Annotated in this window: 14 protein-coding genes; 2 read left to right on the top strand and 12 right to left on the bottom strand. The window is 61.9% G+C overall.

Annotated features, from left to right (window positions below; translation table 11 throughout):
- Nucleotides 1-56 precede the first annotated feature (56 nt).
- The 6 genes from dapA to V8U06_RS12795 all read right to left on the bottom strand — a co-directional run bounded on the left by dapA (nt 57) and on the right by V8U06_RS12795 (nt 6,012).
- Nucleotides 57-953, bottom strand: coding sequence for a 4-hydroxy-tetrahydrodipicolinate synthase (gene dapA, locus V8U06_RS12820; RefSeq protein WP_427140955.1), 897 nt, complete (start codon nt 951-953; stop codon nt 57-59).
- An 81-nt stretch (nt 954-1,034) separates the two neighbouring features.
- Complete coding sequence (locus tag V8U06_RS12815) at nt 1,035-2,048, bottom strand: amino acid ABC transporter substrate-binding protein (RefSeq protein ID WP_427141090.1); 1,014 nt, start codon at nt 2,046-2,048, stop codon at nt 1,035-1,037.
- Between the two features lie 211 nt (nt 2,049-2,259).
- Nucleotides 2,260-3,153, bottom strand: a complete 894-nt coding sequence (locus tag V8U06_RS12810) for an IclR family transcriptional regulator (RefSeq protein WP_427140954.1) — start codon at nt 3,151-3,153, stop codon at nt 2,260-2,262.
- A 32-nt stretch (nt 3,154-3,185) separates the two neighbouring features.
- The gene (locus tag V8U06_RS12805; RefSeq protein ID WP_427140953.1) at nt 3,186-4,334 is read right to left on the bottom strand and encodes an alpha-hydroxy acid oxidase; all 1,149 of its coding nucleotides are present in this window, start codon (nt 4,332-4,334) and stop codon (nt 3,186-3,188) included.
- A gap of 294 nt (nt 4,335-4,628) precedes the next feature.
- Entirely contained in the window at nt 4,629-4,865 is a 237-nt protein-coding gene (locus V8U06_RS12800) for a DUF6894 family protein (RefSeq protein WP_427140952.1), read from the bottom strand.
- 358 nt (nt 4,866-5,223) lie between these two features.
- On the bottom strand, nt 5,224-6,012 hold the full coding sequence (locus tag V8U06_RS12795; RefSeq protein WP_427140951.1) for a helix-turn-helix domain-containing protein: 789 nt from the start codon (nt 6,010-6,012) through the stop codon (nt 5,224-5,226).
- A 119-nt stretch (nt 6,013-6,131) separates the two neighbouring features.
- Here V8U06_RS12795 and V8U06_RS12790 point away from each other — a divergent pair, with 119 nt between their 5' ends.
- Complete coding sequence (locus V8U06_RS12790; RefSeq protein ID WP_427140950.1) at nt 6,132-7,730, top strand: ABC transporter substrate-binding protein; 1,599 nt, start codon at nt 6,132-6,134, stop codon at nt 7,728-7,730.
- A 76-nt stretch (nt 7,731-7,806) separates the two neighbouring features.
- Entirely contained in the window at nt 7,807-9,810 is a 2,004-nt protein-coding gene (locus V8U06_RS12785; protein ID WP_427140949.1) for a CocE/NonD family hydrolase, read from the top strand.
- A gap of 223 nt (nt 9,811-10,033) precedes the next feature.
- Here V8U06_RS12785 and V8U06_RS12780 read toward each other — a convergent pair whose 3' ends face one another.
- From V8U06_RS12780 to V8U06_RS12755, 6 genes are all read right to left on the bottom strand, one after another.
- Nucleotides 10,034-11,518: a UdgX family uracil-DNA binding protein gene (locus tag V8U06_RS12780; protein ID WP_427140948.1), complete on the bottom strand. Its 1,485-nt coding sequence runs from the start codon at nt 11,516-11,518 to the stop codon at nt 10,034-10,036.
- Entirely contained in the window at nt 11,518-12,747 is a 1,230-nt protein-coding gene (locus V8U06_RS12775; RefSeq protein WP_427140947.1) for a putative DNA modification/repair radical SAM protein, read from the bottom strand. Before V8U06_RS12775 ends, V8U06_RS12780 begins: the two co-directional genes overlap by 1 nt.
- A gap of 342 nt (nt 12,748-13,089) precedes the next feature.
- A complete protein-coding gene (locus V8U06_RS12770) occupies nt 13,090-13,854 on the bottom strand; it encodes an ABC transporter ATP-binding protein (RefSeq protein WP_427140946.1) in 765 nt (254 codons plus the stop codon).
- 10 nt (nt 13,855-13,864) lie between these two features.
- On the bottom strand, nt 13,865-14,566 hold the full coding sequence (locus V8U06_RS12765; RefSeq protein ID WP_427140945.1) for an ABC transporter permease: 702 nt from the start codon (nt 14,564-14,566) through the stop codon (nt 13,865-13,867).
- Nucleotides 14,566-15,279, bottom strand: a complete 714-nt coding sequence (locus tag V8U06_RS12760) for an ABC transporter permease (RefSeq protein ID WP_427140944.1) — start codon at nt 15,277-15,279, stop codon at nt 14,566-14,568. The genes V8U06_RS12765 and V8U06_RS12760 overlap by 1 nt, the downstream gene beginning before the upstream one ends.
- Before the next feature lie 79 nt (nt 15,280-15,358).
- On the bottom strand, nt 15,359-16,159 hold the full coding sequence (locus tag V8U06_RS12755) for a transporter substrate-binding domain-containing protein (RefSeq protein ID WP_427140943.1): 801 nt from the start codon (nt 16,157-16,159) through the stop codon (nt 15,359-15,361).
- Nucleotides 16,160-16,172 lie beyond the last annotated feature (13 nt).

Here is a 16,172-nt window from a genome sequence, read left to right as displayed (position 1 = left end):
GCTCACCTCAAATTGAGCGGGAGCGTGCGATACGCTGGCGGGAATTCCCGCTTCGGCTATGCCATGCGGGCAAGTTGCCCCGCCAGCACGTCACGCAGACGCGCTTCCAAGGCGGACGCCGGCGGCTTCAGAGGTGCGAGCACGTGCGGGGCGGTGATGCCGATCATGTCCATCACTGCCTTCATCGGACCGGGGTTGGTTTCCGCGAAGATCAGGTTGAGGAGCGGGATCAGCTTGCGATGCTCGGCAATTGCCGCTGCCGTATTGCCAGCCGCAGCCAGATCGAGGACACGCCGCCAGGCGTCCGGGATGAGGCTGGCCGTCACGATGATGCCACCCTTCGCGCCTGCAGCGACATGCAGCGGGAACAGGCTGTCTTCGCCGCTCAGGACCGTGAAATTGTCATCCACTCCGGCCATTACCTGCAGGAAGTGGTACATATCCGTGTTGCAGGCCTTCATGCCGATAATGCGCTCGTGGCGCGACAATTCGTGCGTGACCACGGGGTCGATGGCAATACGCGTGCGGTAGGGAATCTCGTAAAGCAGGATCGGCAGAGGCGATTCATCCGCGTAGCGCAGGAAGTAGTCACGCACGCCTGCCTGGGTCGGATTGGTGTAGTAGGGCGTCAGCACGAGCAGGGCGTCGACGCCGGCGTCGGCAAACTCGCGTGCTGCCTGGATTGCATCGTGATAGCCGGTGTCGAGCACACCGGCGATGACCGGAATCTTCCCGCCGACCGTATCCACGGTGACGGATGCCATGCGGATGCGTTCGGATCGGGACAGCGCGCCATATTCGCCGGTGCCGCCAAGCGGCAGGACCCCGTCGACGCCTCGTTCGACCAGATAGGCAAGATGGGTTCTCACCGCCTGGACATCGATCGCGTCGTCAGGGCGCACAAGGGTCGGGAGGGCGGGAATGATGCCGCGAAGGCTTCGGGCGTCGAGCATGGAAATGTCCTCGAAGACAACGGCTTTGCGGGCCGGAACGAATGAGGGCCGGAGGCGGTGTTCGCCTCCGGGATGAAAGTCTCAGCGAACCGGCATCGCGTATTGCAGGCCGTGGTCGGTCCATAGCGCGTTCAGTCCGCGCGCGATCTTCAGCGGGCTACCGGAGCCGATGTTGCGATCGAAGACTTCGCCGTAGTTGCCGACTGCCTTGACGATGCGAACCACCCAGTCCTCCGTCAGGCCGAGATCGGTCCCAAGTTTGGCATCCGCTTCCATACCGAGCAGGCGCTTGACCTCAGGGTTGGGGGAATTCTTCATGTCCTCGACATTCGCCTGCGTGATGCCGAACTCCTCGGCTTGCACCATGGCGAAATGGGTCCATTTGACGATGTTGAGCCAACGGTCGTCGCCCTGACGCACCACGGGGCCGAGCGGCTCCTTGGAGATGATTTCCGGCAGGACAACATGTTCGGCCGGCGCCGACAGTGACAGGCGCGCACTGTAGAGGTTCGACTGGTCGTCGGAGTAAACGTCGCAACGGCCCGTGTCATAGGCGGACTTGGCTTCCTCGATCTTCTCAAAGACCAGGGGGGAGTATTCTATCCCGTTCGCCTTGAAATAGTCGGCGATGTTGAGCTCGGTGGTGGTGCCCGCGAGCAGGCAGACGGTCGCGCCGCCAAGGCCCTTGGCCGATGTCACGTCAGGCATTTTCTTGCTGTTGATGAGGAAACCCTGGCCGTCATAATAGGTCACGGCGCCGAACAGCAGGCCAAGGCTCGCTTCACGGCTCAGCACCCAGGTGGTCTGGCGCGACAGAATGTCGATCTCGCCGGATTGCAGTGCGGGGAACCGGTCCTTCGCCGAGAGCGGCGTGAATTGTACCTTCGTCGGGTCGCCCAGCACGGCGGCGGCCACGGCGCGGCAGAGATCGACGTCGAAGCCCTTCCAGTCGCCCTTCTCATCCGGAGCGGAGAAGCCGGCATTGCCGGTCGTCACGCCGCATTTGACGATATTGTTGCTCTTCACGTTTTCGAGCGTTCCCGCCGCGGCGGTTCCCACAAATGCCAGCGCCGCACCGCAGAGCGCGCTCCACATCGCAATTTTCTTCACAGCATCGTTCCCTTTGTTCGTGTTGGCGGCCGTCGGACGGCCGTGTCCGGCCTTCGTTCGCTCGCGGGAATGATCGTATAGCAGAAAGATTAAATTGCAATACGTTTATAAATAATTGCATTGTAATTAGTTGACGGCGGCGCAACTTATCCATCCGCGTTGCCGGGCGCCAAATCGAGACTGAATAGAAGTGGCTTTAGCTGCCGGCCAATTCGCGTGCGAGGTTGTCGACGATGCTGATCAGGAGATCACGCGCTTGCGCCTGAACCTCATCAGGCGTGGTCGCGCCGCTGAAGTAGGAGAGCCCGATCGCGGCCACGTCGCCGGTCGCCGGATCGGTAAAGCCGCAGGCCAGGGTGATGTCGCTGGCGATATCCTCTTCAACGCCGAATGCATACCGCTCCTCCCGGGTCTTGCGGATGCGCGCCAGGATGTCGTCGACCTGCCAGATCGTATTGGGCATGTGCGGCTTCAGCTCGCTTTCGGCAAGGATCGCCTTGACCTCGGCATCGGGCAGTTGCGACAGCATGGCGATGCCGGTCGCCGTGCAATAGGCCGGCAGGCGGCCGCGACCGCCGAGCTTGTTGCCAAGCATGTCCACCGTCGTATGACGTTGCACAAAGACCGTTTCCGTGCGGTCGAGCATTGTGAGGTTTACCGACGCCACGGTCTTGCGCCGAAGCAGCGTGATGTAAGGCGCGACCATCTCGACGATGCGATTGGCCTCGGCAAAGCGCATGCCTATATCCTGGCAACGCAGGGACAGCCGATATTCACCGGAGCCCGGTGCCTTGTCGAGATAACCGAGGCGCCAGAGCGTATGAGCGGCGCGCTGCGCAGCACTCTTCTCCAAACCCGTCACGCGGGAAATTTCCGAGAAGCCCATGCTGCGATGCGGGCGGTCGAACGCCTCCAGGACACGGAAAGCCTTGACGACGCTGCCCACCAGAAGGTGATCGTCCGCATCCTTTTTCAGTTCCGACATACCGTCATCCAGCCAATTCGTCTGCACCCTCGGACGCAGGCACATGGCCGGCGATCCTGGCCGACAATGCCCGCCTAACGCGTCCGCGTCGAGGGGACGGGGCAAGATTGATGTGCACACTGCCGGCGTCGAAGCGCTCAGGTCGGCCAGATCGCGTCGCGGCCAATCTCCGAAAGGCGCGTGCGGCCGGTAAAGGCCATGCAGTGGTCCAGTTCCTCGCGCAGGATCTCGATCACACCGGTTGCGCCCGCCTCGCCCGCCGCTGCCGTTCCGTAAAGAGGCGCGCGGCCGATCAGGACCGCGTCCGCACCGGCGGCAAGGTATTTGACGATGTCGCTGCCGCGCCGAATGCCGCTATCGGCCAGCACCGTCATGCGGCCGGCCACCACGTCTGCAATGCGCGGCAGGGCATCGAGCGCCACGGGGGCCGAATCCAGGTTGCGGCCGCCGTGGCAGGAGACGACGATGCCATCGGCCCCATGCAACATCGCCCGTTCCGCATCCGCGGGGCTCAGCACGCCCTTCAGGATGAGATTGCCGTCCCATTCCCGGCGTATCTCGGAAAAGTCCTCCCACGTCAGCCGTCGGGCTAGGCGGACATTGTCCCAGACCAGTGCCCTCGTGATGCGTGTGCGGTATTCAGGCGGATAATGCGCATAGGTCGGCATCCCGGTCGTCATCAGGTAGCGCAGCATGACCGAGACCGACCAGCGCGGATGCACCAGGACATCCAGCCCACCGGCCAGAGTCGGCTTGATCGGGATGCCGAAGCCGTTGCGCGTGTTCCATTCCTTCTTCGGCGAACGCGGCGTATCGGCGGTAAAGAGCAGATTGCGAATGCCGAGGGCTTTGGCCCGCCGCAGCAGGTCGCGCGTCAATTGGCGGTCTTCGAACACATAGAGCTGGAACCAGAGGTTTGTTCCGGCAGCGCGGGCGGCAATGTCCTCCATCGATGTCATGGACTGGGTCGCAACGCAGAACGGAATGCCCGCGGCGCGCGCGGCACGGGCGAGCTGTACTTCGCCGTCGTGCCAGACGAGGCCTGCAACGGCGGTGGGCGAGATGATCACGGGGAGCGGAAGCTTTTCTCCGAAGATCACGGTCGACGTGTCGGGCTTGGCAACATCGTTGAGAATACATTGTTCAAGCTTGGTCGCGTCAAGTCGGGTCCGAATGCCGCGGAGACCGACCTCATCTTCCGTGCCCCGGTCGATGTATTCGAACATTCCGCGCGGAAGCCGCTTTTTCGCGGCTCGGCGATAGTCCGCAACGTTAAGCGGCTTCATTCCGACAATCCCTCAATTAATCGCAATGTAATTTATAAAAATCTCAATACGATCATATCGGGGTGTGTGTCAACATGAGTGTATGCGACCTGACATGCTGGGAATTGCCCGGACATGCCGTTCCAAAGCAGCCCCATCACCCGCTGTCGGCGGCCGGTCGGGAGTGGTTGCCGGCGGTCGCGGCAAGCGGGTTTTACCGGAACCGGCCGAAACGAAGCGGGCTCTGCGCAAGTCGGCATTCAGGGTCGATGCCTGTGCAAGGTATCTCGCCCCTGAATGCTCCCGCAAATGACGTCAATGAAAATTGAGGACTGATCTGAACGTGATGGTCTCCAGAGTTGCCCCGCGCTCGTCGGTGATTTCCAGGCGCTGGCCGTCCAGTTGTTCGCCTGCCATCAGGCGCTCCGCCAGCATCTCCTTTGCCGCCATTCGTGCATCGATGACGGCGCTTTCGAGATCTGGGAACTCAAGGCCTTCCGGGTCGATCTCCAGATTATCTTTGTCGCGAATATGGAAAAAATATCTCGGCATCCTGCACCTCCGCTTCTTTGAAATGCCGGATCGGTCGCAGGGTTCCGCCCTTATGAGACGCCAGCGCCCGACGGCGCGCCCCCCATGCACGGGGCGGACGCAGACCTGCCGGCCGAGATGATTGCGTCGGCGCCGAACCCGAAGGATGGTCTTGTGTGCCCGGGGCTTTGGCAGCGCCAGCGGATAGCCTCGGGTGAACTGCCGGCCATGGTGCGTTCCCGGCTTGCGAGGGGCACATGGCATAGGATCGGGAGCGGACGAGGCGACAGGGGCCGGCTTGCTTCTGCCGGCGATGGCAGGCCCATCTTCATGATGAGAGCTCGTCGACCGCCGGCCGGGCGACGGGCGTGAGGTCTTGTCAATATTCGGTCGGCACCGTCAGAAGCTCTGCCGGGGGGCCGTCGAGGAAACTGCGCACCGTCGGCGGCAACTGCCGCGCTGTGACCGGCAGCACGCCGCAGCGCGACAGCGTCGCCCGTAGATTGGGTTTCTGACCGAGGTGACGCCAGATCATGCGCGAGGCATAGGGCAGATTCCCCTTTCGCCATGCAACGCCGAGAGTAACGCCGCGCAGGTAAACGCGTTGGTGCGCCGCCTCGAAGGGAATGAGAATGGTCTGCGACAGCATCGGATTCACGCCAAGGCTGCGTTCGGTGATGAAGATGCGGTTGCGCCAGAAGGCGGCAAGTCCGGTATATTTCGAATCCTGGCGAATCTCGCTGTCGCTGTCGCGAATGCGCTCCATCGATTTCACACGCATTTCGCCATGCTCCTCGTAGATGCGGCTCAAAGAGCAGATCACGAGATCAGGCCAGGAGGGTGAGCGGTGATAGGTCTGGAAATAGCCGGTGTGCTTGCGAAGCGCTTCAATATCTCCTGGAAAGCCCTCGAGCAGGCCGGCCCGAACCTCGAGAGGTGGCTCCAGCTTTTGCAGGCGCTGACGGAAAGTTGCCGGCGGAAGCGAGAAATCGCCTGCCGCCAGGCCGAAATAATCCGCGATGCGGGCGAGATTATAGGCCGAAGGCTGTGTGTCGCCATTGATATAGCGGTTGAATTGCTGCCGGTTGATGGCGACCTGCCGGCAAATATGGGAAATCGAGCGCTGCCTGGCGCAGGCCGATCTGAGATTTTCGGAAAAATTCTCCACGCATCGCCCCTTCGTTCATAGCGTAAACTCGCGTAAAATAGCATCAACTAGCGAAATTGCACAACGTTTGCGTAACGCTAGGCTCGGCCTCAGACAACACCATGAATGGGGACCACGAAATGTCAGACCTCGGCAACATCCTCAGTGAAACCATGTCCGCCGGCGCGCTCAGCCGCCGCGGCTTCCTGGGCGGCGTCGCAGCCCTTGGCGGCGCGATGACATTGAGCCCGGGCGGAATTTTTCTGCCGAACTCCGCCCGTGCGGCCGATGAGCCGAAACGTGGCGGCCATCTGAAACTCGGCATGAATGGCGGTGCGACCAGCGACACGCTCGATCCCGCGGGCTACAGCGCCTCCGTGCTCTTCGTCGTCGGGCGGTTGTGGGGCGATACGCTGGTCGAATCCGATCCCAAGACCGGGGCGGCGCTGCCTTCCCTTGCCACCAGTTGGGAACCATCCGCGGATGCGTCCGTCTGGACCCTCAAGCTGCGTGACGACGTCTCCTTTCATGACGGGACCAAGATGACGGTGGCTGACGTCGTCGCCACGTTGAAGCGCCACTCGGACGCCAATTCGAAATCCGGCGCGCTCGGCCTGCTTTCCTCCATCAAGACCATCGAGGACAAGGCGGGAGATCTGGTGCTGACGCTTTCGGAAGGCAATGCCGACCTGCCGCTGCTCCTGACCGACTACCATCTGATCATCCAGCCGAAGGGCGGCGTGGAAAACCCGAATGCCGCGATCGGCACGGGACCCTATGTTGTGAAGAGTTTCGAGCCGGGCGTGCGCGCCACGTTCGAAAAGAACGCCAACGACTGGCGTTCGGATCGCGGTTTCGTCGACAGTGTCGAAATCATCGTTATGAACGACACGACGGCGCGAATTGCTGCTCTTTCCTCGGGGCAGGTACACTTCATCAATACGATCGACCCCAAGACGGTGCCGTTGCTTCAGCGCGCGCCGACCGTGGAGATCGTGCGCAGCGCCGGCAAGGGCTTCTACGCTTTCCTGATGCATTGCGACACCGCCCCCTTCGACAACAACGACCTCAGGCTCGCCCTGAAATATGCTATCGACCGGCAGGCGATCCTCGACAAGGTCCTGGGCGGCTTCGGCACCATCGGCAACGACTATCCGGTAAACGGCAACTATGCATTGGCGCCTGAGGATATCGAGCAGCGCGTCTACGATCCCGACAAGGCCGCGTTCCACTTCAAGAAGTCCGGTCACGAAGGTTCCGTTCTGCTCCGCACGTCCAGCGCCGCCTTCCCCGGCGCCGTCGACGCTGCCGTGCTCTTCCAGGAAAGCGCCAAGAAGGCAGGCATCGATATTGAAGTGCGGCGCGAACCGGAAGATGGCTACTGGACGAATGTCTGGAACGCTCAGCCCTTCTGCGCCACCTATTGGGGCGGTCGGCCGACGCAGGATTCGCGCTATTCGACGTCCTACCTGTCGACAGCGGAATGGAACGACACCCGTTTCAAGCGTGAGGATTTCGACAAGCTGGTGCTGCAGGCGCGTTCCGAATTGGACGAAGGCAAGCGCAAGGCTCTCTATCGCACCCTGGCCGTGACGGTACGTGACGAAGGCGGCCTGATCCTGCCCGTCTTCAACGACTATGTCATGGCTCAGAGCAAGAACGTGAAGGGCTATGTCGACGATATCGGCAACGACATGTCGAACGGCTATATCGGCAGCCGCGTCTGGCTCGATGCGTAGCCTCACCAGGCCAATTCCCTAATGGAGGTTGGAGCGTTTGCGCGGCAAACGCTCCCGGACGGAGTTACTCAGAACCATGCCAGGCGAACGCGCTTTTACCGTCATAGAAAATGAATGGATCACGCTTGCGGACGGGACACGGCTTGCCGCCCGCATCTGGATGCCGGAGGGCGCGGAAAACGATCCGGTACCAGCGGTTTTCGAATTCCTGCCCTACCGCAAGCATGACGGCACCTGCCTGCGGGACGATTCCACCTATCCCGTCTTCGCCGCCGCCGGCATTGCCGGGGTGCGGGTCGATATCAGGGGCTCGGGCGAATCCGATGGGGTCATCGACGGCGAATACACGCCGCTGGAGCTGGCGAACGCCTTCGAACTTATCACCTGGATCGCCGCCCAGCCCTGGTCGAACGGGTCGGTCGGCATGATGGGCATCTCCTGGGGCGGCTTCAACTGCCTCCAGGTCGCAGCGCTCAAGCCGCCCGCGCTGAAGGCCGTCATTTCCATCGCCTCCACCGTCGACCGCTACAACGACGACATCCACTACAAGAACGGTACGCATCTTTCCGCCCAGCTTTCCTGGGCGGCGACCATGCTCGCCTACCAATCCCGCTCGCCCGACCCGGCACTTGTCGGCGACCGCTGGCGTGACATGTGGTTCGAGCGACTGGAGAAAGAACCCTATTTCATGGAGGAGTGGCTGATGCATCAGCGCCGCGACGCCTTCTGGAAACACGGCTCCATCAGTGAGAATTTCAACGATGTGCAGGTTCCCGCCCTCGTTATTGCCGGCTGGGCGGACGGCTATCGCAACACGCCGCTAAAGGCAGTGGAAGGCCTCGGCGAGAAGGCCAAGGCCCTGATCGGCCCGTGGGTGCACAAATATCCGCATTTCGCCTGGCCCAAGCCGCGCGCCGATTTCCTCGGCGAGGCGATCCGCTGGTGGAACCGTTGGCTGCGCGGTGAGCAGAACGGCATCGAAACCCTGCCGCAGGTACGCGCCTATATCATGGACGATATCCGCCCTGCCCCGCGCCGCGATTTCGACAATGGCTTCTGGATCGGCAAGCAGAGCTGGCGTGCGCCGGAGGCGGCGAATTTCCACGTCGATCCGTCCGGCAGGCTCGTTTCCGGAGCGCCTATCCCCGGTGCCAAGGGGCATGACCGTTATATCCGTTCGCCGCTGGATACCGGTACGGCTTCAGGGGAATACTTTACCCTCAAGCCCGACGCCGAAATGGCGATCGACCAACGCGGCGACGATGCCGGTTCCATGGTCGTGGAAACGGCGGTGCTGGAAGAGGATATCGATATCCTCGGTCGCCCGGTGCTGGCGGTGCAGGTCGCTTGCGACGGGGACTGGGCCAATCTCTGCGCCCGCCTCGTCGACGTTCACCCCGATGGCACCGCGACGCGTGTGTGCTTCGGCGTGCTGAACCTTGCCCACCGCAACGGATACGAACATCCCGCGGCTGTTCCCCGCGGCGAGAAGACCGCCCTTCGCATCGAGCTGGATGCCTGCGGTTATCGTTTCCGCAAGGGCCACCGCATCCGCCTGTCGATCTCGACGGCATATTGGCCGATGATCCTGCCAGCGCCGACGGACCCCGGCGTTACGCTCGATCTCGCCTCGCTGGTCCTTGCCCTGCCACAGCTCGGCGCACACGAGAAGATCACGGTCAAGGAGCCGGACAATCCCGATCCGTTGCCGAAATATATCGAGCACGCTCCCGGCACCACGCGGCGCTGGGTGACGAAGGATATGACGGCGAACCGCACGGACTACCATATCCATGAAGACACCGGGCTTTCGGAGCGTCCCGGTACGGGTCTTTCCACCCGCCAGTTGCGCGAGGAATTGTGGTCGGTCAAGCCGGACGATCCATTGTCGATGAGCGGCCAGTCCACATGGACTTGCGACATGCAGCGCGACGGCTGGTTCTTGCGTACCGTCTCCACCGCCCGCTTGTCGTGCACGGCGGAGGAGTGGGTTACGACCGCCGAGCTTGTTGCCTACGAGGGTGACGATGAAGTTTTCCGCAAGACGTTCGAAAAGCGCGTTCGCCGGGACTTCATGTAGGCAAAGGGCGGCGGTCGGCTGTGCTTCATGGCTCGCACTTGAAGCAATGAGGATGGTTCTTCGCCCTTTCCAGGCCGGTGCTCGCCTGGCGCTGGGCGGACACGCACCCGCCGTTCGTGATCCAGGCGCTATGATGTGAGCGTGAAATGAATGCGCGTCGCGCGCGCCGTTTGCACCGTGGCGCGCGATTGCGCACTGTCGCGCGCCGAAGTCGTCGTCGCGTTCAAGGCGCCCCTCCGCCTTGCTGCCGCGCCTCGAGGTCCGCTGCCAATTGCCATGCGTGTCTGATGTCTTCGACAAAGAGGGCCCGTTGACGCCGTCGCTCCGCCTCGTCCGGCAATCGAAGCAGATAGGATGGGTGGATTGTCGGGTAAAGCATGGTGTCGCTTTGCGTGGCGATCACCTCGCCGCGGACCTGGTCAAGCCGCTTGCGCTCCCCGCTCAGCGCGTAGAAGGCGGTGGCGCCAAGCGCAACGACAAGGCGCGGTTTCACAAGCTCCACCTCCTTCGCGAGCCACCAGCGGCAATGGTCGATCTCACCCCTGTTGGGTCTTTCGTGAATGCGCCGCTTGCCGCGCGGCTGATATTTGAAATGCTTGACCGCATTGGTGAGATAGACGGCGTCGCGGGCGACACCGGCCTCCTCCAGGACCGTCTCGAAGATCTTTCCTGCGGGGCCGACGAACGGGCGACCGGCAAGGTCTTCGTGATCGCCCGGCTGTTCGCCAACCATCATCATGGGGGTCGATGTCGGCCCTTCGCCAAAAACGGTCTGCGTTGCCATGCAATGCAGAGGACAACGCGTGCAGCCGCGCGCCTCTTCCCGCAAAGCCTCGATGGTCTGAACGGGGGGCGGTTCGCCCCGGGGACTGGCGTTCGACGTTTGTCGGACACGATAGTGGAACGTCGGTGGATCCTTGGCGGCCTGTTCGGCCATTGCCCGCACACTGGCCTCGGCATTGGCAATCATGCCGGGAATGAGATCGGCTTCCGGCAGGTTGCGCCAATATTTCTTCGGCATCTCCGCCTGCATGGCCTTCACCTTGAGGCGGGCCGGATTGAAGATGCTGGTGTAATAGGTCCGCCAGAGATCGTCCGTAGGATCGCCATGCCCGGGGTTCTCGCCCGGTCGATTGTCGAAGAGAAGATTGTCGCCATCCCAGCTTGCTGTGCCGTTGGGCGTTGCGATGATCCAGTCCATATCGGCAAAGCGCCGGCGGAAGAAGGGCGCCGTGCGCGCGACGACGAAATGGGACGGCTCGAACCAGGCAAAGAAACGGCGCCGGCCGCCGATCGCGCCGGCCATTTCCTTGAAGCGCACGAAGGCTGTCATCTTGTGGCTGTCGCGGTTGACGTTCTTGGCAAGGCGGCGCGCCAAGGCGACGTCCTTGTCCGCGTCGAGCTCAAGCAGGAAGCGATCGGACTGCAACCGCCACAGCAACGTGTAGAGCAGATGGAAACGGGAGGGCTCCGTGTGACAGACGACCGTCTCGGCCAGGGGAAGGAAGGCGGGCGGCACGGTGAGCGGCCGAGCCGTTTTTTCGAGCGGGGGCGAGCCGGGCAACGCACCCGCCCCGAACAGCTCGCCGTCGGGGCTGGCGATGCGCCAATCCGTCTCTCCCGGCGAAACGCCGGCCGCCGCCAAGGCCCGCGCGGCATCGCGCCACTCGGAAAAATCGCCTCGACCTTCAAGTGCGATCGTCTGCATCAGAGCAAGGAGAGTTGTTCCGGCTTCGGTGTGAAAAGAGCTTTGAGGTCCGCTCGATCCGCAAGCCGGCGCGGGACCCAGCCGTCTGCCTCGATGAAGGCGCGCACCTTGCGAAGCGAAACCCCGAGGCGCGCCAGGTCCTCAAGTCTGAGACGCCGAAAACGGCGGCTGGAAAGAATGGAGGTCACCGTTTTCGTACCAAGCCCGGGCACACGCAGCAAGCGCTCGCGCTCGGCGCGGTTGACGTCGACCGGAAAGGCCTGGCGGTTTGCGAGCGCCCAGGCGAGCTTCGGATCCAGATCGAGATCCAGCATGCCGCCCGTTGCCCCGGTGATCTCCTCGACATCGAAACCGTAGAACCGATAGAGCCAATCCGCCTGATAGAGCCGGTGTTCGCGCACCAGCGGCGGCTTGATGAGCGGCAGCGCGCGCGAGGCATCGGGAATGGGGCTGAAGGCCGAATAATAGACACGCTTCAGCCCATAGCCGCTGTAGAGCCGGGCGCTGGTTTTCAGGATGGTGGCGTCGTCTGCATCGTCAGCCCCGACGATCATCTGCGTGCTCTGGCCGCCGGGCACGAAACGCTTGCGCCGCTTTGTCTGCAAGGTCGGCTCGTCGGCAGCCTCGATCTTCCGACGCAAATCTCCCATCGCGCGGCGAATTCCGTCTGGATGCTTTTCCGGCGCGAAGCGGCCAATGCTGGCATCGGTCGGCAACTCGATATTGAGTGAAAGACGATCGGCATAGAGCCCTGCCTGCTCGATCAGTTCCGGCGCCGCATCGGGAATGGACTTCAAATGAATGTATCCGCGAAACCCGTGAACAGTGCGCAAGTCCTGCGCCACACGCACCATCTCCGCCATCGTGTGATCGGGCGAACGGATAATCCCGGAAGAAAGGAACAGTCCCTCGATATAGTTGCGTCGATAGAATTCGAGCGTCAACCAGACCACCTCCTCGGCGGTAAAGCGGGCGCGCTCCACATTGCTTGACGAGCGGTTGATGCAATAGGCGCAGTCGAAGATGCAGAAATTGGTAAGCAGGATCTTGAGCAGCGAAATGCATCGCCCATCCGGTGCATAGGCATGGCAAATTCCCGCACCTTCCGTCGAACCAAGACCTCCGGTCTGCGCCGAGTCGCGTTTTGTCGTTCCGCTGGAGGCGCATGAGGCATCATACTTCGCAGCATCTGACAGAATGGCCAAGCGTTGCTGTATCGACTTCTTCATGCGTGTTCTCTATATGTTCTCTTTGGCGTGGTCAATCAGGAAGAGCCGTGCAAATGCAAATCGCCGCATGTCGATGGAATTTGCCGCTTCGATCGCAGCGATAGATCTTCGGAGGGAAGATGATTACGGACGAGACCTGAGGGAATGGCCGTAGGGTATGGTCATCTGCGGGGGCGAGCACCGAAGCGGTCGCGATGTCCCCGCTTGTCAAACATTCCTGGAGGGGCTTCAACCCCGTGCGCACTGCGCCTTGCCCCAGAGCATGTCAGGTTCAGATTGAATCAGACATGCTCTAAATTCTTTGTTTCAGGTATTAAATGCTACGGCTGAACGTTCCCGCCTTCACGGAAGCTGGAGAAACTGACGCAGGCGCGCCGACTGCGGGTCGCGCATGACCTGAGCGGGGACGCCGCGTTCTTCCACCAACCCCTTGTGCAGGAAGATGACCTCGCTCGAAATATCGCGTGCCAACGCCATTTCATGCGTGACCATGACCATGGTGCGCCCTTCTTCGGCAAGCGCCTTGATGACGAGCAGGACCTCGTTGACCAATTCCGGATCGAGTGCCGATGTCGGCTCGTCGAAGAGCATGACATCCGGTTTCATCGCCAGAGAACGGGCGATTGCCGCACGCTGCTGCTGGCCGCCGGAAAGCTGGCTCGGAAAATGATCGCGCTTTGCGGTGATGCCGACTTTTTCCATCAGCAACCCGGCTTCGTCTACCGCATCCTTCCGCGACATGCCGAGCACATGGACGGGACCTTCGATGATGTTCTCGAGGATCGTCTTGTGAGACCAGAGATTGAAGCCCTGGAACACCATGCCCAGCCGCCTGCGGATATGCTCGAGTTGGCGTCGGTCGGCGGCGTGGAACTTGCCGTCCTTGCGTTTGACGGTGCGGACCGTCTCTCCGGAGACAGTGATCTCGCCTTCGTCCGGCGTCTCAAGATAGTTGATGCAGCGCAACAACGTGCTCTTGCCGGAACCGCTGCTGCCGATCAGCGAGATGACGTCGCCGGGCTTGGCTTCGAAGGAGACGCCCTTCAACACCTCGACGGCGCCGAAGCTCTTGTGGATGTTCTTCACGGAAAGTGCCGATGCAACCATGTCCGCCTCCTTATATCTTGGTCGTGCGATAACGAGTGAGCCTGCCTTCGATCACGCCCATGATGCGCGTCAGAATGAAGACGACCGTGAAGTAGATGATGCCCGCGGCAATCAAGGGCTCGAAGATCAGGAGCGACTGACGCTGCAGCATGCGCGCCGTTCCCATCAATTCCAGGATCGTGATCGTCGAGGCCAGCGACGTCGACTTCAGGAGGATGATAAGATCGCCCGTCAGGACTGGCAGGCACGAGCGCAGGGCCTGCGGCAAGGTGATACGGCGCAGGATCATCATTGCAGGCATGCCGATCGATTTGGCCGCCTCCACCTGGCCGCGCGGAACCGCCTTGATCGCACCGCGGATCACCTCGGCATTATAGGCGGCCTGGTTGAGGCTCAACGCGAAGATCGCGTACCAGAGGCCATCGCGGAGATAGGGCCACAGGACACTGTGGCGCACCCAGGTACCGGGCAGCACCTGTCCCAATCCGTAATAGACCAGATAAATCTGCACCAGGAGCGGCGTGCCGCGAAAGACGAAGGTGAAGGCATAGGCCGGCATGGACAGAAGGCCGCGGCCAGACAGCCGGGCGAGTGCGACGAGCGTACCGATAACGAGGCCGAACGCGCCGGCCACCGCCGTCAGAAGCAGCGTGAGCGGGGTGGCCTTGATCAGGTCCGGCAGGAAGCCGATGACGTTGGAGATCGTCTCCATCAATGATGCCCCCGGTTGAGGTGGCGCTCGATCCTTGCAATGGCAAGCGCGGAAACAAGCGTGATCGCAAGGAAGAGCACAGCCGTCAGTCCGTAGAAGAAGATGTATTGTTTGGTGCCCGCGGCCGCCCGGTATCCCGTGTAGAGCAGCTCGCTGAACGAGCCGAGCACGCTGATGATGGCGCTCTCCTTGGTGATCGACAGCCAGAGATTGCCCATGCCCGGCACCGCGTGGCGCATCATCTGCGGCAGGACGATGCGCGTGAATATCTTTCGCCGTGGCATGCCGATGGAGATTGCCGCCTCGACCTGTCCGGGCGGCACCGCGAGGAAGGCGGAGCGCAACACCTCGGTCATGAAGGCGCCCGAGACGAAGGCGAGCGCGAAAATCGCAGCCCAGAAGGAACTGAACTGGAAAGTCTCGGCGACGAGGCCGAAATGCTTCAGCAGGCGTTCCGCACTGCTGGCGACGGAAAAATAAAGCAGAAGGATGACCAGCAGTTCGGGAAGCGAGCGGACGACCGTCGTATAGACATCGGCCAGGAAACGCGCCAGGCGATGCTTTGACAGCTTGCCGGCAGCTCCAAGGAAGCCGAACAGCACCGCCACTGCATAGGCAACTGCGGAAACCTGCAGGGTCATCAGCAGACCCCAGGCGAAATCGTCACCCCAACCCTCGCCGCCCCAGGCGAGCAATTGCCAGTAATTGTCCATCCGTTCCTCCCCGCCCCGTCGCCGCGATGGCCCGTTTTCAAACGGGCGGCGCGCAAAAGGCGCGCCGCCCGCGAAAACGTTACTTCTTACCGAAGATCCACTGGTCGACGAGCTTCTGGACCGTGCCGTCCTTTTCCAGTGCGGCAAGACCGGCATTGATCTTTTCAAGGGTCGCCGCGTCGCCCTTGCGCACGGCATAGGCCACACCCTCGCCGAGGACGATGTTCTTCGGCACTTCGACCTTGACCTCATAGTCCGCGCCATCGGGCGACTTCAGGAAGGTCTGGATATAGAGATCGGGAACCAGCACGTAGTCGACGCGGCCCGCCACGAGATCGGCGACCGAGTTGTCAGCGGTGTCGTAGCTCTTCGCTTCCACGCCGGTCAGATACTTCGTGACATAGGCCGCCTGCACGCTGGAGGTCTGTACGCCGACGATCTTGCCCTCGACGCTCGCGGGATCGACGATCTTGCCGGAACCGTCAGCCGCATCGACGATCTTGATCTCGCTCGTATCGGCCTTGGCGCCGACGAAGGAGGTGCCTTCCGTATAGTAGGGAGCCGAGAAGTCGACGACCTGGCGGCGTTCGTCGGTGATCGAGAAGGCGCCGATGATGAAATCGACCTTGTTCTCCTTGAGCGACGGGATCAGGCCGTCCCAGGCCATCTGGTTCATTTCGCATTTCACGGCCATCTTCTCGCAAAGGGCGCGCGACAGGTCGGCTTCCAACCCTTCCCACTCACCGGAGGAATTGACCTGGGTGAAGGGCATGTAGGGCTCGGGCGTCATGCCGAGGCGCAGCGTGTCCTCCGCCAGCGCGCTTCCCGCGGCCATGGAAAGGGCGACCCCTGCGAACAGGGCGATTTTCAAAGTCTTCATGATGTCCTCCTCG

Origin of the sequence: Shinella sp. G-2, assembly GCF_050172695.1 — a bacterium.
Lineage (GTDB): Bacteria > Pseudomonadota > Alphaproteobacteria > Rhizobiales > Rhizobiaceae > Shinella.
Note: the sequence above shows the minus strand (reverse complement) of the source record. Positions and strands in the feature narration are given on the sequence as shown.